The sequence below is a fragment of the Paenibacillus sp. FSL F4-0097 genome (genome assembly GCF_038593125.1).
Classification (GTDB): Bacteria; Bacillota; Bacilli; order Paenibacillales; family Paenibacillaceae; genus Paenibacillus_AQ; species Paenibacillus_AQ odorifer.
Genome location: NZ_CP151965.1, coordinates 5,391,578 through 5,411,354, shown reverse-complemented (window position 1 = coordinate 5,411,354; position 19,777 = coordinate 5,391,578). Strand labels below are relative to the sequence as shown.

Annotated in this window: 12 protein-coding genes, 8 tRNA genes and 3 rRNA genes; 20 read left to right on the top strand and 3 right to left on the bottom strand. The window is 43.1% G+C overall.

Annotated elements, in window-relative coordinates; genetic code table 11:
• Positions 1-414: 414 nt before the first annotated feature.
• The 11 genes from MHH86_RS24285 to MHH86_RS24235 all read left to right on the top strand — a co-directional run bounded on the left by MHH86_RS24285 (position 415) and on the right by MHH86_RS24235 (position 6,904).
• Positions 415-1,972, top strand: a 16S ribosomal RNA gene (locus MHH86_RS24285).
• Positions 1,973-2,205: 233 nt separating this feature from the next.
• Positions 2,206-5,130, top strand: a 23S ribosomal RNA gene (locus MHH86_RS24280).
• Positions 5,131-5,276: 146 nt separating this feature from the next.
• Positions 5,277-5,393 (top strand): 5S ribosomal RNA (gene rrf, locus MHH86_RS24275).
• Together the 16S, 23S and 5S rRNA genes form the textbook arrangement of a ribosomal RNA operon.
• Positions 5,394-6,012: 619 nt before the next feature.
• Positions 6,013-6,087 (top strand) — tRNA-Glu (locus tag MHH86_RS24270).
• Positions 6,088-6,176: 89 nt separating this feature from the next.
• Positions 6,177-6,252: transfer RNA gene (locus MHH86_RS24265), tRNA-Val, on the top strand.
• A gap of 89 nt (positions 6,253-6,341) precedes the next feature.
• Positions 6,342-6,418 (top strand) — tRNA-Met (locus MHH86_RS24260).
• 25 nt (positions 6,419-6,443) lie between these two features.
• Positions 6,444-6,521 (top strand) — tRNA-Asp (locus tag MHH86_RS24255).
• Between the two features lie 14 nt (positions 6,522-6,535).
• A tRNA-Lys gene (locus MHH86_RS24250) sits at positions 6,536-6,608 on the top strand.
• Positions 6,609-6,644: 36 nt separating this feature from the next.
• Positions 6,645-6,719 (top strand) — tRNA-Gly (locus tag MHH86_RS24245).
• A 10-nt stretch (positions 6,720-6,729) separates the two neighbouring features.
• Positions 6,730-6,806, top strand: a tRNA-Arg gene (locus MHH86_RS24240).
• A 19-nt stretch (positions 6,807-6,825) separates the two neighbouring features.
• Positions 6,826-6,904: transfer RNA gene (locus MHH86_RS24235), tRNA-Leu, on the top strand.
• Positions 6,905-7,404: 500 nt separating this feature from the next.
• Here the strand turns inward: MHH86_RS24235 and MHH86_RS24230 are convergent.
• Positions 7,405-7,569: a hypothetical protein gene (locus MHH86_RS24230; protein WP_139331146.1), complete on the bottom strand. Its 165-nt coding sequence runs from the start codon at positions 7,567-7,569 to the stop codon at positions 7,405-7,407.
• A 262-nt stretch (positions 7,570-7,831) separates the two neighbouring features.
• Positions 7,832-8,119, bottom strand: a complete 288-nt coding sequence (locus MHH86_RS24225) for a transposase (protein ID WP_339279432.1) — start codon at positions 8,117-8,119, stop codon at positions 7,832-7,834.
• 458 nt (positions 8,120-8,577) lie between these two features.
• Between MHH86_RS24225 and MHH86_RS24220 the strand changes: the two genes are divergently transcribed.
• From MHH86_RS24220 to MHH86_RS24200, 5 genes are all read left to right on the top strand, one after another.
• Positions 8,578-9,246, top strand: a complete 669-nt coding sequence (locus tag MHH86_RS24220; RefSeq protein ID WP_076142374.1) for a hypothetical protein — start codon at positions 8,578-8,580, stop codon at positions 9,244-9,246.
• Entirely contained in the window at positions 9,236-10,099 is an 864-nt protein-coding gene (locus MHH86_RS24215) for an ABC transporter ATP-binding protein (RefSeq protein ID WP_076142375.1), read from the top strand. The genes MHH86_RS24220 and MHH86_RS24215 overlap by 11 nt, the downstream gene beginning before the upstream one ends.
• Positions 10,092-11,300 (top strand): hypothetical protein, encoded by a 1,209-nt coding sequence (locus MHH86_RS24210; RefSeq protein WP_076148063.1) that lies wholly within the window; start codon positions 10,092-10,094, stop codon positions 11,298-11,300. Before MHH86_RS24215 ends, MHH86_RS24210 begins: the two co-directional genes overlap by 8 nt.
• Positions 11,301-11,318: 18 nt before the next feature.
• The gene (locus MHH86_RS24205; RefSeq protein ID WP_076215913.1) at positions 11,319-12,464 is read left to right on the top strand and encodes a hypothetical protein; all 1,146 of its coding nucleotides are present in this window, start codon (positions 11,319-11,321) and stop codon (positions 12,462-12,464) included.
• A 71-nt stretch (positions 12,465-12,535) separates the two neighbouring features.
• Positions 12,536-13,693, top strand: coding sequence for a hypothetical protein (locus MHH86_RS24200; protein ID WP_143767795.1), 1,158 nt, complete (start codon positions 12,536-12,538; stop codon positions 13,691-13,693).
• 170 nt (positions 13,694-13,863) lie between these two features.
• Here the strand turns inward: MHH86_RS24200 and MHH86_RS24195 are convergent, their stop codons facing one another.
• Positions 13,864-14,364, bottom strand: coding sequence for an AAA family ATPase (locus tag MHH86_RS24195; protein ID WP_052097279.1), 501 nt, complete (start codon positions 14,362-14,364; stop codon positions 13,864-13,866).
• A 642-nt stretch (positions 14,365-15,006) separates the two neighbouring features.
• Between MHH86_RS24195 and MHH86_RS24190 the strand changes: the two genes are divergently transcribed.
• The 4 genes from MHH86_RS24190 (at position 15,007) to MHH86_RS24175 (ending at position 19,775) form a co-directional block, all read left to right on the top strand.
• Complete coding sequence (locus MHH86_RS24190) at positions 15,007-17,001, top strand: AraC family transcriptional regulator (RefSeq protein WP_244886384.1); 1,995 nt, start codon at positions 15,007-15,009, stop codon at positions 16,999-17,001.
• Complete coding sequence (locus MHH86_RS24185) at positions 16,988-18,037, top strand: iron ABC transporter permease (protein WP_080742574.1); 1,050 nt, start codon at positions 16,988-16,990, stop codon at positions 18,035-18,037. Before MHH86_RS24190 ends, MHH86_RS24185 begins: the two co-directional genes overlap by 14 nt.
• On the top strand, positions 18,034-19,041 hold the full coding sequence (locus tag MHH86_RS24180) for an iron ABC transporter permease (protein WP_036687482.1): 1,008 nt from the start codon (positions 18,034-18,036) through the stop codon (positions 19,039-19,041). The genes MHH86_RS24185 and MHH86_RS24180 overlap by 4 nt, the downstream gene beginning before the upstream one ends.
• Positions 19,042-19,385: 344 nt before the next feature.
• The gene (locus tag MHH86_RS24175) at positions 19,386-19,775 is read left to right on the top strand and encodes a BlaI/MecI/CopY family transcriptional regulator (RefSeq protein ID WP_036687483.1); all 390 of its coding nucleotides are present in this window, start codon (positions 19,386-19,388) and stop codon (positions 19,773-19,775) included.
• Positions 19,776-19,777: the final 2 nt, after the last annotated feature.

The window sequence follows — 19,777 nt, the reverse complement described above, 5'->3', positions numbered from 1 at the left end:
GATTCTGTATCCTTAGAATCTACACGTTTTTTATAGGTAAATAGGGATAAAAGATGTTAAATAAAGTGGGGCAAAAGCACTTATTTATAAAATATAAATTTTTAAGTATTGTTTTTATATAGGGATATATGGTACATTATAAATCCAGTCGCAAAGAGGATCTATAAAGCTTTCGGTTGGTGAATGTTAATCTGAATTAGATTGCAAAGAACTTTGAAAAAAAGAGTTGCAATAAATCAGAAAGCATGATATATTATAAGAGTTGCTGCTGAGACATTAAGCGGCGTCAACGAGAACTTGATCTTTGAAAACTGAACAACGAGTGAGTAGGAAATCACGCAAGTGATATCCAAAATTAGAGAATTAATTTTCTCGTCAGATGTTTCAAAATGAGCATATCGCTCTTTTCAATACTAATTGGAGAGTTTGATCCTGGCTCAGGACGAACGCTGGCGGCGTGCCTAATACATGCAAGTCGAGCGGAGTTACTTTGAAAGTTTGCTTTCAAAGTAACTTAGCGGCGGACGGGTGAGTAACACGTAGGCAACCTGCCCTTCAGACTGGGATAACTACCGGAAACGGTAGCTAATACCGGATAATTTCTTTTTTCTCCTGAGAGAAGAATGAAAGACGGAGCAATCTGTCACTGAGGGATGGGCCTGCGGCGCATTAGCTAGTTGGTGGGGTAACGGCCCACCAAGGCGACGATGCGTAGCCGACCTGAGAGGGTGAACGGCCACACTGGGACTGAGACACGGCCCAGACTCCTACGGGAGGCAGCAGTAGGGAATCTTCCGCAATGGGCGAAAGCCTGACGGAGCAACGCCGCGTGAGTGATGAAGGTTTTCGGATCGTAAAGCTCTGTTGCCAGGGAAGAACGTCCGGTAGAGTAACTGCTATCGGAGTGACGGTACCTGAGAAGAAAGCCCCGGCTAACTACGTGCCAGCAGCCGCGGTAATACGTAGGGGGCAAGCGTTGTCCGGAATTATTGGGCGTAAAGCGCGCGCAGGCGGCTATTTAAGTCTGGTGTTTAAACCTTGGGCTCAACCTGAGGTCGCACTGGAAACTGGGTGGCTTGAGTACAGAAGAGGAAAGTGGAATTCCACGTGTAGCGGTGAAATGCGTAGATATGTGGAGGAACACCAGTGGCGAAGGCGACTTTCTGGGCTGTAACTGACGCTGAGGCGCGAAAGCGTGGGGAGCAAACAGGATTAGATACCCTGGTAGTCCACGCCGTAAACGATGAGTGCTAGGTGTTAGGGGTTTCGATACCCTTGGTGCCGAAGTTAACACAGTAAGCACTCCGCCTGGGGAGTACGGTCGCAAGACTGAAACTCAAAGGAATTGACGGGGACCCGCACAAGCAGTGGAGTATGTGGTTTAATTCGAAGCAACGCGAAGAACCTTACCAGGTCTTGACATCCCTCTGAATCTGCTAGAGATAGCAGCGGCCTTCGGGACAGAGGAGACAGGTGGTGCATGGTTGTCGTCAGCTCGTGTCGTGAGATGTTGGGTTAAGTCCCGCAACGAGCGCAACCCTTAACTTTAGTTGCCAGCAGGTAATGCTGGGCACTCTAGAGTGACTGCCGGTGACAAACCGGAGGAAGGTGGGGATGACGTCAAATCATCATGCCCCTTATGACCTGGGCTACACACGTACTACAATGGCCGGTACAACGGGAAGCGAAGCCGCGAGGTGGAGCCAATCCCATCAAAGCCGGTCTCAGTTCGGATTGCAGGCTGCAACTCGCCTGCATGAAGTCGGAATTGCTAGTAATCGCGGATCAGCATGCCGCGGTGAATACGTTCCCGGGTCTTGTACACACCGCCCGTCACACCACGAGAGTTTACAACACCCGAAGTCGGTGGGGTAACCCGCAAGGGAGCCAGCCGCCGAAGGTGGGGTAGATGATTGGGGTGAAGTCGTAACAAGGTAGCCGTATCGGAAGGTGCGGCTGGATCACCTCCTTTCTATGGAGAATCGTCTTCTGCAATGAAGACATTCAAATCGGAAGCTTAGCTTCCACAATCTCAGGTTTAGGCCTGTTACTCACTCGTTGCTCAGTTTTGAGAGTTTAAGCTCTCAAGTAAGACTTGATCCTTGAAAACTGGATACCGAAACGAATTTGCGTTTTAGAACATCTTTTAGCAACTTGTGCAAACAAGTAAATGTTATTAGTGAGATTTTTCTTCGGAAAAATCAAGGTTAAGCTAATAAGAGCACACGGAGGATGCCTAGGCGCCAGGAGCCGACGAAGGACGTGGCGAACAACGAAACTGCCTCGGGGAGCTGTAAGCAAGCTTTGATCCGGGGGTGTCCGAATGGGGAAACCCAGCTGTGGTAATTCGCAGTTACTCATACCTGAATACATAGGGTGTGTAGAGGCAGACCAGGGGAACTGAAACATCTAAGTACCCTGAGGAAGAGAAAACAATAGTGATTCCGTCAGTAGCGGCGAGCGAACGCGGAACAGCCTAAACCTAAGAGCTTGCTCTTAGGGGTTGTGGGACGTCTCACATGGAGTTACAAAGGAATATGGTAGGTGAAGAGGTCTGGAAAGGCCCGCGATAGAGGTAAAAGCCCTGTAACCTAAACTGTATTCTCTCCGAGACGGATCCCGAGTAGTGCGGGGCACGTGAAACCCCGTATGAATCCAGCAGGACCATCTGCTAAGGCTAAATACTACCTGGCGACCGATAGTGAAACAGTACCGTGAGGGAAAGGTGAAAAGCACCCCGGAAGGGGAGTGAAATAGAACCTGAAACCGTGTGCTTACAAAAAGTCAGAGCCCGATCTATGGGTGATGGCGTGCCTTTTGTAGAATGAACCGGCGAGTTACGTTTAACATGCAAGGTTAAGCCGAGAAGGTGGAGCCGCAGCGAAAGCGAGTCTGAATAGGGCGAATGAGTATGTGGACGTAGACCCGAAACCGTGTGATCTACCCCTGTCCAGGGTGAAGGTGCGGTAACACGCACTGGAGGCCCGAACCCACGTACGTTGAAAAGTGCGGGGATGAGGTGGGGGTAGCGGAGAAATTCCAATCGAACTCGGAGATAGCTGGTTCTCCCCGAAATAGCTTTAGGGCTAGCCTCGGTATAAGAGTAGTGGAGGTAGAGCACTGATTGGGTGCGGGGTCCGCAAGGATTACCAAGCTCAGTCAAACTCCGAATGCCATATACTTATTGCCGGGAGTCAGACAGTGAGTGCTAAGATCCATTGTCAAAAGGGAAACAGCCCAGACCATCAGCTAAGGTCCCCAAGTGTGTGTTAAGTGGGAAAGGATGTGGAGTTGCACAGACAACCAGGATGTTGGCTTAGAAGCAGCCACCATTGAAAGAGTGCGTAATAGCTCACTGGTCGAGTGACTCTGCGCCGAAAATGTAACGGGGCTAAACACACCACCGAAGCTATGGCTAGATACTATGTATCTGGGGTAGGGGAGCGTTGTGTAGGGGTTGAAGGTGTACTGAAAAGAGCGCTGGACACTACACAAGTGAGAATGCCGGTATGAGTAACGAAAAGATCAGTGAGAATCTGATCCGCCGAAAGCCCAAGGTTTCCTGAGGAAGGCTCGTCCGCTCAGGGTAAGTCGGGACCTAAGGCGAGGCCGAAAGGCGTAGTCGAAGGACAACAGTTTGAAATTACTGTACCACCGTAATCCGCTATGAGCGATGGGGTGACGCAGGAGGGTAGTGACGCGGACTGATGGATGTCCGTCTAAGCAGTGAGGCTGATGTGTAGGCAAATCCGCACATCATTAAGGCTGGGCTGTGATGGGGAGCGAAAATTATAGTAGCGAAGGTCATGATCTCACACTGCCAAGAAAAGCCTCTAGCCAGGAGAAGGTGCCCGTACCGCAAACCGACACAGGTAGGCGAGAAGAGAATTCTAAGGCGCGCGGAAGAACTCTCGTTAAGGAACTCGGCAAAATGACCCCGTAACTTCGGGAGAAGGGGTGCCTCGGTAGTGTGAATAGCACGAGGGGGCCGCAGTGAAAAGGCCCAAGCGACTGTTTAGCAAAAACACAGGTCTGTGCGAAGCCGCAAGGCGAAGTATACGGGCTGACGCCTGCCCGGTGCTGGAAGGTTAAGGGGAGTGGTTAGGGGTAACCCGAAGCTATGAACCGAAGCCCCAGTAAACGGCGGCCGTAACTATAACGGTCCTAAGGTAGCGAAATTCCTTGTCAGGTAAATTCTGACCCGCACGAATGGCGTAACGACTTGGGCGCTGTCTCAACGAGAGATCCGGTGAAATTTTAATACCTGTGAAGATGCAGGTTACCCGCGACAAGACGGAAAGACCCCATGGAGCTTTACTGCAGCTTGATATTGAATTTGGGTACGATCTGTACAGGATAGGTGGGAGCCGTAGAAATCGGAGCGCAAGCTTCGGTGGAGGCGCCGTTGGGATACCACCCTGATCGTATCTAGGTTCTAACCTAGTACCCTTATCGGGTACGGGGACCGTGTCAGGCGGGCAGTTTGACTGGGGCGGTCGCCTCCTAAAGAGTAACGGAGGCGTTCCAAGGTTCCCTCAGAATGGTTGGAAATCATTCGCAGAGTGCAAAGGCATAAGGGAGCTTGACTGCGAGACCTACAAGTCGAGCAGGGACGAAAGTCGGACTTAGTGATCCGGTGGTACCGCATGGAAGGGCCATCGCTCAACGGATAAAAGCTACCCTGGGGATAACAGGCTTATCTCCCCCAAGAGTCCACATCGACGGGGAGGTTTGGCACCTCGATGTCGGCTCATCGCATCCTGGGGCTGAAGTAGGTCCCAAGGGTTGGGCTGTTCGCCCATTAAAGCGGTACGCGAGCTGGGTTCAGAACGTCGTGAGACAGTTCGGTCCCTATCTGTCGTGGGCGCAGGAAATTTGAGAGGAGCTGTCCTTAGTACGAGAGGACCGGGATGGACGTACCGCTGGTGCACCAGTTGTTCCGCCAGGAGCATGGCTGGGTAGCTACGTACGGACGGGATAAGCGCTGAAAGCATCTAAGCGTGAAGCCCCCTCAAGATGAGATTTCCCAATTAGTAAGACCCCTTGAAGACGACGAGGTAGATAGGTTGGAGGTGGAAGTGCAGCAATGCATGGAGCTGACCAATACTAATCGGTCGAGGGCTTATCCTATACGTAGAATGCAAATTCGTTTCGGATTCAGTTTTCAGGAATCAAGCTCAGATTTATATAGTCCAAGTGACTGTTTGATGATGAATTTGTTTTCAGCATTTGGCGATGCTGAGACCTGAATAATGCATTTGTACCGCAAATGCCCGTTTGGTGGCGATAGCGGAGGGGTTCCACACGTACCCATCCCGAACACGACCGTTAAGCCCTCCAGCGCCGATGGTACTTGGACCGAAGGGTCCTGGGAGAGTAGGACGTTGCCAAGCACGCAAGACCACTGTTGAGTTATCGACAGTGGTCTTTTTGTTGTATGATATTTATCCGCTTATTATAAGGATAGGCAATCATTGTGAGTGATTTCTTCGAATGAAAATTAGTTCACGGAGGCAAATGATCATGATTATATGGATCAATGGTGCTTTTGGTTCAGGGAAGACACAAACCGCATATGAAATGTATCGAAGAAAAACATAGCTAGCGAATATGATGGAATAATTATCGTGCCTATGACCCTAATGAATCCGGATTATTGCAGGGAAATCATCGGCAAGTTAATGGATGGAGGTATAAAGCTTTATCATTTTAGTTTGTGTGCCTCCCGAGAGACCTTGCTTAAGAGATTAAGCGAGAGGTGAATGAAAAGACTCTTGGGCTGCTCAGCAGATCGACAGGTGCATCACAGGGCTTGATCACGAGGTGTTTAAGCAGCATCTAGACACGAATGATAGAACTACGGGTGAAATTGTTGAGATAATAGCTCAAAAGCTTCATATCAATCTATTACCTAGTGAAGAGTAGAAAGAAAAATAATTAGTTTAGGTATTGCTATACTTAATAATACATGATATAATCTTTTTTGTTGTCAAAACAATTTGTTTTTAAAACGGCCCGTTGGTCAAGGGGTTAAGACACCTCCCTTTCACGGAGGTAACATGGGTTCGAATCCCATACGGGTCACCATTTCTTCTTGAAACGGCATTAGACTTCTAGAAAAAATGGTTGCATTACAGATTTGATTATGTTATGATAATTAAGTTGCTTCTTTACATGGAGGCTTAGCTCAGCTGGGAGAGCATCTGCCTTACAAGCAGAGGGTCGGGGGTTCGATCCCCTCAGCCTCCACCATAACACATCCCCAAAAGTGAAGTTAATGCTTCACTGAGGATTCCGGATACTTTCCGGGGAATCAAAGGAAATTAATACTTTTTTACTGACGCGGGGTGGAGCAGCCCGGTAGCTCGTCGGGCTCATAACCCGAAGGTCGCAGGTTCAAATCCTGCCCCCGCAACCAATTTTCATTAAGCAATTATTCTTCTGGAACCGTGGTGTAGTTGGCCTAACATGCCTGCCTGTCACGCAGGAGACCGCGGGTTCGAATCCCGTCGGTTCCGCCATTTTCTTGCTTTATGAGCCATTAGCTCAGTTGGTAGAGCACCTGACTTTTAATCAGGGTGTCGAAGGTTCGAGTCCTTCATGGCTCACTTCTTTAGTGAGTCGGACATCAATACATACCGTGTGCGGACGTGGCTCAGCGGTAGAGCATCGCCTTGCCAAGGCGAGGGTCGCGGGTTCGATTCCCGTCGTCCGCTCCATATAAATTTTGCGCCCTTAGCTCAGCTGGATAGAGCGTTTGACTACGAATCAAAAGGCCGGGAGTTCGAATCTCTCAGGGCGCGCCATATTTTAACTTAATACTTTGCCGGTGTGGCGGAATGGCAGACGCGCTCGACTCAAAATCGAGAGGGAAACCGTGGAGGTTCGAGTCCTCTCACCGGTATATCGAAAAAAACTTGTAAGATTGCTTCCAGCAATTTTACAAGTTTTTTTATTTTCTGAGTATTGGTCATACCCCTGTCAAGTAGACAAATGAAAAAAGCTATGCTGCCAGCGCGCACCGATAGTTTTGCTTGAAAGCGGTGATATTTCCGCTCTTGAATTATACTGTTTGAGGTACAACTTCTCTGTTTTGAGATGCGAAAAGAAGGATTCGAAACATGCATTATCTAGGGAGGTAGCTTTGCGAGAGTGCTGCCTTTAATGCCGAATACCTCTAATCCTGTATTGTATGCCTGAGACGTGTATTGGAAGCCCTGAACCGAATGGAGCACGGCTTCCAATGTACGTCTCTTTTTCTTGTCCACTTCGTGACCGTATCCAACACGAGTTGAACATCGTTACGTTCTGACAATTGCAAAGTGACAAGCTCGTTGTTGAATAGATCTTGTATGACGGATAAGTAATGAAAGTTAGTTCCGTCCGAAATATAGGTAATATCCGTTACCATTTTTTGCTGTGGTGCTGTGGTGCTGTGGCATGAAATTTACGTTTTAAGCGATTCGGGAAAACGATAGAAAGGGTATAACTAGACTGTCTTCGATTCTTTCGAATGATAGATTTGATCGATAGTTCTTTCATGATTCGCCATACTTTCTTGTGATTCACGTTGAAGCCTGCCTCCTACAAGGCAGTCGAAATGCGAGGATAGCCTAAATCTGGATGCGAAAAATGAATGGCCATCATGTGTTCCTTGATCTCTTGATTTTTATCATTCCTGGCTCTGACGCTTAGGCTATGTAGCTAGCCATTTGTAGTAACTGGTCCGTGATATCCCTGCAATCGCTAAGAGGTCTGTAATATGATGCGGGTAGCGTAGTTCTCTCGCTGCCTGGGAGCTTCTCCTTTATTAGATTTGGATACCGCTTTTTTAAATATCCACCTGCGCTTTCAGGTAGTCACTTTCTTCTTCGACACTACCAAAGGACGTGCGAGAGCGACCTTTCCCAGGATTCATCTCTTTTTCCTCATTTTTACGTTCATCGAAAGAATCTCCGTTTTTCCATTTTCTCACCCAAACCTTCAATTGCGTGCAACTACGGATACCTTGTTGTTCAGCTATGATCGTATAGCTAGATGATCCATCTAAGTAGGTTCTAACCGCCTTTAATTTAAATGCTTCTGTATACATCTGAAATGTTTGTCCTTTTTTCGCCATAAAAATATCCCCTCCAAGTGTTACTCGAATCTCCATGATAACATGTATTTTTTTTCGAGTGTCTACTTGAAGGGGATAATACCACTGTTCAATAAAACGGAAGTTTTATTTGTTATTGTTCTCTTTATCTTTTCAATTACCGATTTTTTCGGATGAAGCTGTTCAATTTTTTATAGTGATGCGAAATGGTCATACAAAAAATTCGGCTACAGACTGATCCCAAGATCTATCATTCAGGAGATTTTACTCATAATACCATTGACAACCATTTGTTAATAAAAATTTAAGATCTACACACCTAGATTTTTAAGGTGTTCAATCTATAATTTGTACCAAGAAGAATAGGTATAAAATGGAAGTTGAGAAAATTGGTGATAAATTAAATTTATACGGAAAATTAAGTCAGTTGAAATAAACGATAAAATGTAGAATTACATATTAAAAATGGAGGTGTCTTAGTGAAAAAAATCTTAATGTTTGTATTAACTATAACCATTTTGATTGGAGGAAGCCTCTACTTCCAAAATCGAAGCAGCTACTCAGAATATGCAAGCATACAGGATGATAAAACCATCTCAGAGGATTTAATTATCTTAGATAATAATCCGAAGGATGTAAAGTCAGAGAATAAGAGTCCGGGCAATGAGGAAACTCCAAAGGATGCAACGTTAGATGATAAAAGGACTTTTGAGGATATTGCCTTGGACAAACGTCTTGATGAAGGGAGGAAAAAAAATGAAAGAACTTATCGGGAGCAAGGAAGAAAAGAGTCATCAATTAGGCCAACAATAGAAGTTCCATCTCTTTCTATCGAGGATATAACAGGCATCTACAAAACAGTTGATGCATACATGAGAGAAAATTCAGATCGGTTTCCCGAACCAGCGGACAATGGCACTAGGGGAAACACTGATGATCCGAGAATCCAAAATATTCTATACAAGGAAGAAAAAACAGGTATCATAGCAGGATTCGAAAATGAAAATCTGTTCGCATGGGAAGTGAAAAAGCTGGACGGAGAATATACCAACCTCCTGTTAGGTAGAAAGTCTACGGGAGAAGAATGGCAAGTTCTCTCGGAAGGAGACGTATATCAATTGAGAGAGGAAATTAGCGATGGAAATTAAAGCGGAGAATTTAACAAGAACATTTGGAATGAAACGGGCAATCAGTGAACTAAATTTTACATTGCCTGAAGGTGTGTATGGGCTTTTGGGAGATAATGGGGCAGGGAAAAGCACCTTGATGAGAATTCTTGTGGCAATTGACCATCAAACTAGTGGTAAGGTTACCTTTAACGGCAAGGATATCTTCCATATGAACGACGACTACCGGAATCTTGTGGGATATATTCCCCAGGATTTCGAGGTTTATTCCGCGTTTACAGCAACAGAATATCTGGAATATATGGGAGCACTGAAGGGGTTGTCAAAAAAAGAACTGAAGCACAAAGTTCCAGAGGTATTACAGTTTGTCAACCTGGAGAATGTTGCTAATAAAAAGGTCAAAACCTTTTCCGGAGGGATGAAAAGGCGGGTGGGCATTGCCCAAGCCATTATTAACGATCCGAAGATATTAATTTTTGACGAGCCCACCGCTGGGCTTGACCCCCATGAGCGAATCCGTTTTTCAAACATCATAAGCGAAATGGGACAGGACAAGATCATCTTGTTTTCTACCCACATTATTTCGGATATCGAAGCAATTACCACCAATGTGATCATCCTAGATCAGGGGAAAATTAAAGAGCAAGGTAATGTGCAAAAGATGTTATCCGGGATTAAAGGAAAAGTATTTACTGAGGAGATGGACAGAGAGCGACTGGCCTCCTTTAAAAAGAAGCACCTGATCGTACGGATCCGGCAGGAAGAAAACGTTGTTAATGTCCGTTACTTGGGAGAAAAGGAATCAGGCGCAATCGTATGCGAGCCCACGCTGGAAGATTACTACATCTACTTAGGGAGTGGGAGCCATGCGTAATTTCATTCCATTAGAACTGAAAAAAATATTAAATAAAAATACAGTAATTATCAGCCTACTCTTTCTCACTATTATTCTGATCCCCTGGATTCAAACCGCCAAGAGTATAGATGTCTTGGATGATGAGGGAACCATACATAGCGGTCTTGGAGGCTGGAAAATTTTAAGGGAGCGCACGGTTGAGGGCACGATGACGACGGATTATTTATTACAAATGAAACAAAACTACGAAAACAGCGTGGACAAACCTTATATTGAAGGCGAAGTGGATACAGATCGCAAGTTGGGAAAAAGATTAACTTTTCCTCACGATGCGCTGAACTGGGAACTGAACTTTCCATATATAAAGTACCGTGTTCTCGATAACAGCTTAAATTTAACGGATGAGCAGCTCGCCAATTTTTATGTAGATTGGAAGGGCAGTTTTACCGAATATTTATCCACTGAACAAAATCTATTTCCTTATACAGAGAAACAAATCGAAATCATATCCCAGAAAATGCAAAAAGTACCCACCCCATTTTTATTCAAATACGATAGTGGCTGGGAGTACCTGAAAATAGGTTTATTAAATACGATCTACCTTTTCTTCATGTTCTTGGCCTTTATCCTATGCGAGGGATTCTCCAAAAACAGCAGCAAAGGAATTGACAAGGTGACCTTATCCACCAAGGAGAGCAGGAGGAGGCTGCTCAGCTACAAGCTTGGTGCCGCTTGTGTGTTTTCTACGATAGCCTATTTTGTGTATATTGCGATCATACTGCTGTTTATTACCGCAGTGTATACGCTGCACGGCTGGGACTCTTCGGTTCAAATCGGAACAATTACATTTTATTCTATGAATCAGCTTCAAGAGGGGTTACTCTATATTTCCATGGGATACTTTTCCACACTTGTCGTGACGCATCTTATCCTGTTTTTGTCAGTGGTTTTTAAAAGAGGGAAACTGGTATTAGCACTTTCACTGATTTATTTTTATCTCGTAAATACTTATCAGATGGGGAGGGGGGCGCTGATTGAAAAAGTGATGGTCTTCATGCCCCAGAACTTTATCAATAATCTTATAGGCATAGAGAAATTATATTTTGTGGGTAATACTGTATTTCCTTATGTTTTTGTCGCCCTGTTTCTGGGTACTGTGTACATTCTCTTATCTCGAATCGGTATCTCTATATGGATGAGAAGATATTATTTACAGTAGAGGAAGGTAGGTGAAATCATGAGCTATTTATCAAAAGTAAACAGAAGTAAAATCCTAAACATAAACATATTCGGTTTTTTGTTGGCATTGTTTCTGATACTTACCTTTTACAACTTAGACACCATCAAAACAGGTTATTTAAATCAGGCAAGATATGAGGTAACAGATGGGACGGAATACCGGTATTTCTATCAACCGGAGGTATTGGATGAAGTTGAGATTAATAAAATTTTGGAAAAATACAGAGAACTTAGCCTACCAGAAGACAGGAATAAAGCGGATGTTGCAGATTTGCCAGCCTTGGATATGATTATCCAAGTGTATGGCTGGAACTGGACTGGAATACGAGATGTCTCAGCAGAACAATTTTATCAGGACAGGGCAGACATCATCAAAAGTGCACAGAAGGAAGCGGGGAGTTCTAGGGAAGGAATCAGCAACGGGAATTATGCAGCGGCTTCTCTCTCCGAACCTATCCGGATGGGTTATGCCGAGGGATGGAAGAACGTTAACTCAGGGATGAGCCAGTGTGTTTTTATTGTCCTGGTTCTCATTTCCATTCTACTGGTCCCAATTTTTAATGAAGACGAGACCTTGGGCGTGGACGGACTGGTCAAATCCACGAGGTTTGGAAAACGTAAGCTGAGTAGGATACGGATTATCAACGCCTTCCAGCTCTCTTTATTGCTTTATCTGGCGGCGGTGGCGATTTACATTACGCCTATATTCTTTATGTACGGTTTACAAGGAGCGGATTTGCCTATACAAAGTAGTCCACAATTTTTTTTATCAATGGTTGCGGTGAATTATTTCGAGCAGTTTTTAATCAACCTGGTTATTGGATATGTGGCAATCTCACTGATGACAGGGATTACTTTATTGATCAGCGTATTAGTCACACAGATTTATACTGGCTACGCCCTGTTACTATTCACCATAGCCATATCTTACGCCATTCAGATGAGTGAGGTATTCTTTCTGAAACATTATGTGGGCAATTTTCTGCCCATGCAGATAGCCAAGTTCAACAGCTATTACACAAGTTTTGAACCCTATGGAGGTATTTCTAGAATTATTGCCGTTCCTTCCATTACTGTTGCAGTTTTATTTATACTCCTACTATTTTTGCCAAGATGGATTAATAAAATGAGGTTTACTTCTTAGATTGAGCATTACGCATAAAGTTAAAACACATCAAGGATAAAAAAATGAAGTGAAGTTCGGAAAGAAGGTAGATGATGTATTCATTTTTTATTTTATGCGAAGCTGGATCAGAAAAAGATGGTATTAGCAACAACGGTTTAGCTCACGTTCTAGAGCACTTTGTTATACTGGCGATGCTCAAAGATTTTTTCACAGAGAAAGAAAGTAATTTGAGAGGACAAACAAGTTACTGCTATTGCTTATATAGTTGGAGCAATGCGAAGTACCAAGTAGGTTTAAACCTTATCTTTGAATTTGAAAACTATATGAGGAGGATATTAAATAATAAAAATGAATATTATGACTTAATGTTAATGGCCATTAGAGAGGTCGAGGAAGAAATACTATCGAAACACAATGAGGTGGCAAAGATCAATGTAATGATTCATTATTTAAATAAAGATATTGTTTCTCGACCAATAGGCCTACTTGAGGACGTAAAAAGTTTGAACGTTGACCAATTATTTGAGACTTTAAGTAGTATTTATGTAGCAGGAAATTTAAGATATTTCATTTTTAATCATGAAAAGAATGAGTTTGTTATTTCTGACTTGCCTCAAAAAACAAAGCGAAAAGGTTGTGTGGAAAAGCAAGAATTCCATGACAAAGAACTGGAACGCATAGCATCTAATTTAAATATAGATGTACAAATATTTAAATTATTTTGTAATAGTGATAAAAAAGTTGCACTTTCTAGTACTTATTTTTCTAAGATTTTTAACAAAGAACAAACGATTCTTAATGAATTGTACTTGATAAGTATTTGCAAATTATTAGATAAAGCTTATGGTGTCAAAAATAACTGTAAATTTGAAATTATATTTTTTAGTAATGAGGACTCTACTAGAATTTACTATATATTTGAATTAACGAGCAGCAATGATATTTACGAGACTCCAAATAAGATAACCATAGATGTGGAACAGATAATAAATTTCATGCTTGAAAGTGTAAATTTCCACGAGTTAAAAGAGGAGTTAAGGATAAATGTATACAGTAATAGATTTAGTCCAATAAGTCGAAGTGAATGCGAAGCAGAGATATTGAATAAAGTTTACTTTAATAATTTTCAAGTAATAAAAGATTATGAAGATTTTGCTGATATTTTACGGAATGTTACGATTGATAAATTCAAAGGATTCTTGTATTTTGCGTTAGGGGAGATAGATGACTTAATTATTTTTGAATAACGTAAAAGACAGGCCGACAGTTTTCCTCGCTTTGGAGTCTAGAGTCCATTTTCATTGATCAAAATAAACTTGCCGGACGACTGACTTCTATGATACACCACACTTTCACTAGACGAATGGTTTCATTATATAAATTGGTACGGGTGTCGCACTTGGTCATCAAGTCGCCCTCAATGCGAATATGTGGATTGATTCGCTTCTTTACCTTCACAATGGTCTGAGCAGTTGAGTGCTACCAAAGCATTGATATTGAGTAAGCCAAGTGATGGAGTCGTGTCTATAATGATGTAGTCATAGTTGGCTTTCATCGGTTCCAGTAAAGGGGTCAATGTCTTTTCACCGCCATTTTCATCCCGTAGGTTAATTTCGGCAACAGACAGTTCAATGTTGCTAGGAATCAGGTCAATGTTACCTTGAGAATGAATGCACTCTTCGGGCGATGGAAGCGGTTCGTCCGTCATCATCGCGTTCTTGATGTTGAACATAGAGTAAGGGAGTTTATCAGGTTGTTCGATACCAAAGTACATCGTTAGATTCCCTTGAGGATCCAAATCAATCAGTAATATCTTTTTTCCTTCATTATATAAGGCGTAAGCCAGGTTATAAGCGGTGGTGGTTTTACCTGTACTGCCTTTTTGATTAGCGATAGTGTTTACTGTTGTTTTTCTCATATCAATTCCCCTCCCTGAAGCCAAAGCTTCGATATTATCTGTCAATGATAGGGAGCGGGCTGATCTGTTATAGTTCTCTCCGAGTTCTCTCATTTGTGCAAAAGCGACTACTATTTGAGAAGATTCCCGGAAGCCTTGCGGCGTTTAAATCTAACAAAAGAACCCGCAAAAAAACTTGATCTTACAAGGATTTTCGCGGGCTTTAGATTCCTTTTCTTTGACTTAGTTTCTGCTATCTTCCCGATAGCATGAGCGACTCAAAATCGAGAGGGAAACCGTGGAGGTTCGAGTCCTCTCACCGGTACCAACTAAATCAACTCAAAGTTCATTAGATACTATATCTGATGAACTTTTTTGTTTGTTTTTTTACAATTCCGTTCATGCCTGTGCCGGAAAACTTTTGATACATCCTTCAGTTGTGAATAAGAAATTGTACTTAGTTGTACCGAGAATGATTAATGTAAGAGGATATGTGAATGAGATAGAGGCATTCCTGAGGAAGCTCCACTTCGAAGCTATAAGCAAGCATGATACTAAACAGCGATTGACAAAATAGAGGAACTACCTAATACTAATTGATAATCATTATCATTGTTGTGGAATATAATTAATTCAAATAGATTGTGGAGCAGATCGGAGTGTATGGCAAAGATGAAGCTGGAAGATCATATTTTCGCATGGAATTATGCTGCTGTTAAAGTACTTGATATTCGACATGCTGTGATGGAGCCTGGGGACAATCTGCAAGGCTATATATTACCAGCATGCGGATTTATCTACTGTGTGCGGGGGACGGCCAGCTTGAATCTCAACGGCATAGATTACGACGCAGACCGTCACTTTATTGTGCATGGTGGCAAGGGCATGAGACTAAGTATAGAGACAGGGAAGCTGTTTGAATACTATTTATTATTCTATAGAGCCTCCTTGCCAGGAAGAAAGGATTTAGCAAGACTTTTAGAACGCAGCAATCCATTTCGGATGCAGTATAGCTTCGAGTCTTTGGAGCCATTACCACTGCACTATCAACTAATGGCAATGGAACAACTTTGGGCACAAGGAAGCCAATTGGAAAGAATTCAAGTTAAAGGCTTGTTCTATCAGTTTATACATGAATTATTAAAGCAGTTTACAAAGGATGGAATTAACCTCAGGCAACCGGATGTCATTGGGCAGGTTGTCCGTTATATTGAGGAGCATTATCGTCATAATTTATCACTAGAATCTATAGCGGAGCAATTTAATTATAGCCCTCGTCATTTATCAACCCGCTTTAAAGGGGAGACAGGGTTTAGCTTGATTGAATATTTGATACGATTCCGGCTTAAACATGCAGAAGAGCTATTACGATGTACCGATGCTCCACTTCGCGATATTGCAGAAGAAGTTGGATATAACGATGTATATTACTTCAGTCGCATGTTCAGTAAATACAATGGTCAATCTCCCATCCGGTTCCGCAAGGAAAGCAGGCAGGTGAGCTCATCGGACAATCGTCCATTTACCACCGCCAAATTCTCCATTGGCGCGCACATATCCTCCCGATATAATGTTATTGAGTATGATAATCATTATCATTACTATTATCAAAATGAAATAACCGGAGGGTCTTCACCTATGAGATTAACAAAGACGTCAAGTTTTATTGTAGCGATGCTGCTTAGCTTTACCTTGCTATTAAGTGCATGTGGATCTGCAAGTGTTGGTTCTAATGCCACAAATTCTAATGGATCCAAAGCTTCTGAAGTTACATCATCACCAGCAAATAATTCAACTGCAATTGACAATGCCAATAAGGAGGCTCAGACAAGAACTATCTCTACAATAAAGGGAGACATTGTTGTTCCAGCTAATCCAAAGAGGGTTGTCGTGTTATACCTTCAAGGGGATCTTGTGGCCCTCGGCATTAAGCCAGTAGGGACTTCGAGTGTCTTTGAAGGAGCGGCCTTTGCAGAAGAGCTGGGGGGGATTGAAGATCTAGGTTCATGGTATGAGCCTAATCCAGAGGCTATTATGGCAGTAAAGCCGGACTTGATCATAGCTGCTTCTGAAGAAACTTACGAAATCCTTAAGGATATTGCACCGACCGTTCCAATTCCTTATGAAAAAATGGCGACGGATGAACGTGTAATGAAGATTGGCGAGGTATTTGGCAAGGAGCAGGAGGCACAAGCTCTATTAGATAATTTCCACGAGAAGTTGGAGAAGAGCAAGCAGCAGCTTGATGAACTTGGAATTTTGGATAAGACAGTAACCATTATCGAAGGCGGCAAAAAAGAGATGGCGGTGATCGATAGCAAGCTTTATGGAAGGGGCTCTCAGATCATTTATGAATATTTAGGGCTAAAAGCACCAGAGATTCTTCAGAAAAAGATTGATGGCAGAGAGAAGGCTACTGGAGGGTTTGTTTCCTTAGAGGTGTTACCTGAGTATATAGGAGACTTCGTGTTCCGCTCTGTATGGGATGGGGCTGATGATTTGTCAGACAATCCAATTTGGAACAGCATTCCAGCAATCAAAGAAGGTAGATTGATCGAAATTGGGTTTGATTTTTCATATTATTCCGATATCTACTCTCTTGATAAGCAGCTAGATTTTGTAGTTGAGAAGCTAGTGTCAGCGTATGAAAAAAAATAGAAAGCTAGATGATAGAACAACCGTTATCCCTGATTTAAGAGGGAAATCGTATTTCGGTCTGTTTCTACTCCTAGGGATACTGCTGCTGCTGCTTTCAGTAGCAGCTTCTATCTCATTTGGCTCTGCTTCTATGAGCCTGAAGATGGCATGGACAGCGATTTTTAATTTTGATCCTGAACTGACCGAGCATCAGATTATTCATGCCCTTCGTATTCCGCGTACAGCAGCTGATATTATTGCAGGTATGTGTCTCGCGGTAGCAGGAGCGGTTATGCAGGGCTATACGCGAAATCCCTTAGCAGATTCCGGATTAATGGGAGTAAATGCAGGAGCAGCACTTGCAATGGCCGTTACACTGGTTTTTCTTCCAGGACAACTGCAGACAACAACCTTGCTGGTTAGCTTTATTGGCGCAGGACTTGGAGCAGGATTAACGTATCTTGCCGCTTCATTGAATCGTTCAGGAATGACACCTCAACGACTGGTGCTAGCTGGAATATCAATTACAATGCTATTTGGAGCTGTGGGGTCATTTATCTCATTAAACTATGGAATTGGTCGTGCCCTTGCTTATTGGACTTCGGGTAGTGTGGCTGGAGCAACATGGGTGGAAATTAGGCTAGTTATACCTTGGTTCTTAGGTGGACTGGCTTTGTCACTATTCATTGCACGCTCTATCACTGTTTTAAACTTGGGGGAAGAGATTGCGAAAGGCTTCGGGCAACGGATCGTTCTCGTTAAGATGATAGCTACGCTTGCGGTCCTTTTACTAGCGGGTGTAGCTGTTGCACTTGTAGGGCCAATCGGCTTTGTAGGGTTGATTATTCCGCATATTATGCGTTTTTTTGTAGGTGTAGATTATCGTTATATTATTCCGGCATCAGCCATTTACGGCGGCGCACTTATGGTTGTAGCGGATATCGCAGGAAGGCTGATTAATCGTCCGGCAGAGACAGCACTGGGCATTATTTTTGCAATGATTGGTGTTCCTTTCTTCTTGCTAATTGCGAGCAAAGAGAGGAGAGCCTTCAAATGAAAGTTGTTAAATCGCATAAGGCTACAATATGGATTCTATCTCTTTTAATACTGCTTATTGCAGGAGCTATTCTTAGTCTTAATATGGGAAAGGTGTCCCTCAATCCACTTGAAGTATTTCAAGTATTGCTTGGACAAGGTCCAGAGGAGCATAATCTCGTTGTTTATAAGTTTCGTCTTCCTCGGATCGTATTAGCGATACTTGTTGGATTTGGGATGGCACTGGCAGGTGCAGTTATGCAGGCTTTGCTGCGCAATGATCTGGCTGATCCCGGCATGCTTGGTATTAGCTCAGGTTCAGGTCTTATGGTGTTGCTGATTATCTCAACGGTAAGCATTCAAGGCGCCGCTATAACATTATTACTGCCGTCTATGGCATTCTTAGGTGGTCTGCTGGCAGCAGCTCTGATCTATGTTCTAGCCTATAGAAAACGTCGTATGATTTCTTCTACACGACTTGTCTTGACTGGTGTTGCGATCAATATGGGGTTTAGTGCGCTATCGCTATTCCTGACTTTAAAGCTTGATGACCAGAAGTATGAGTTTGCGCAGCGTTGGCAAGCAGGATGTTTATGGGGTGACAAGTGGTCTTATATCAGCTTGTTGGCACCTTGGGTATTGCTGCTATTCGCATATATTCTTTCTAATTTCAGGACATTGAACGTCTTGGTGCTAGGCAACGAAATTTCGATAGGATTAGGAGTCGCTGTAAAGAAGAAATTTTTGCGCTTGGCGATTGCGGCTGTAGGCATAGCTTCTGGCTGTGTAGCGCTCGGGGGCTCGATCTTCTTTATTGGATTGATTAGTCCGCATGTGGCTCGCAAGCTGGTAGGTCACGACTACAAAGTGCTTCTACCTACTTCAGCGCTTATTGGTGCGCTATTGCTGCTTGTAGCGGATACGATTGCTCGAACGGTCAGCTTTAAGTCAGATATTCCCGCAGGAATTATTGTAACAATGCTGAGTGTGCCTTATTTTCTATATCTATTAATGCGTTCAAAATAAATATCGATAGGTTCCATTCCTCTCACCGGTATACTAAAAAGGTCTATAAAATTGCTTAATAAGCGATTTTATAGACCTTTTTCATTTTCAGAGCTTATTGAATTTCTAATAGGAGCATTAGGTTTTCCTCTACTACTACTTCTGAATTACCCTATTTCCAAAGTTCTAGTGTATACCGTTAGCTTCGCATTCGATGATTTAGCATTGATACTATAAAGTGCAAACCTTTTCCTACTTTTCAACGTCTCTAATTTATAGAAACAAAAGAAAAGATGACTTGCATTTTATTTATACAGTTGTATAATAGAAGCAGTTATACAACTGTATAATATGGAGGTTGATTCATGATTAATGAAATTAAGAAGCTACCTGATGCAGAGTTAGAAATTATGCTTGTCATTTGGAAAACTGGGAATCCAGTGAGTTCTTCCTACATATCGAATCAATTACGTAATAAACGAAATTGGGCTTTGGCTACTTTAATGACGGTACTTTCGCGACTCGTTGATAAAGGATTTCTGTATTGTGAAAAGGAGGGACGGAGCAATAGTTATCGTGCAGCCATCTCAGAAACGGATTATAAGGAATGTGAAGGGAAATCTACTCTTGAAAAACTATTCGGTAATTCTATTCAAGATATGGTGATGTCGCTGTACAATGGCAAGGCTATCGATAAAAATGATCTTGCAGAACTGCGTGAAATGCTTGACCGGGTAGAAAGAGAGGATTCCTGATA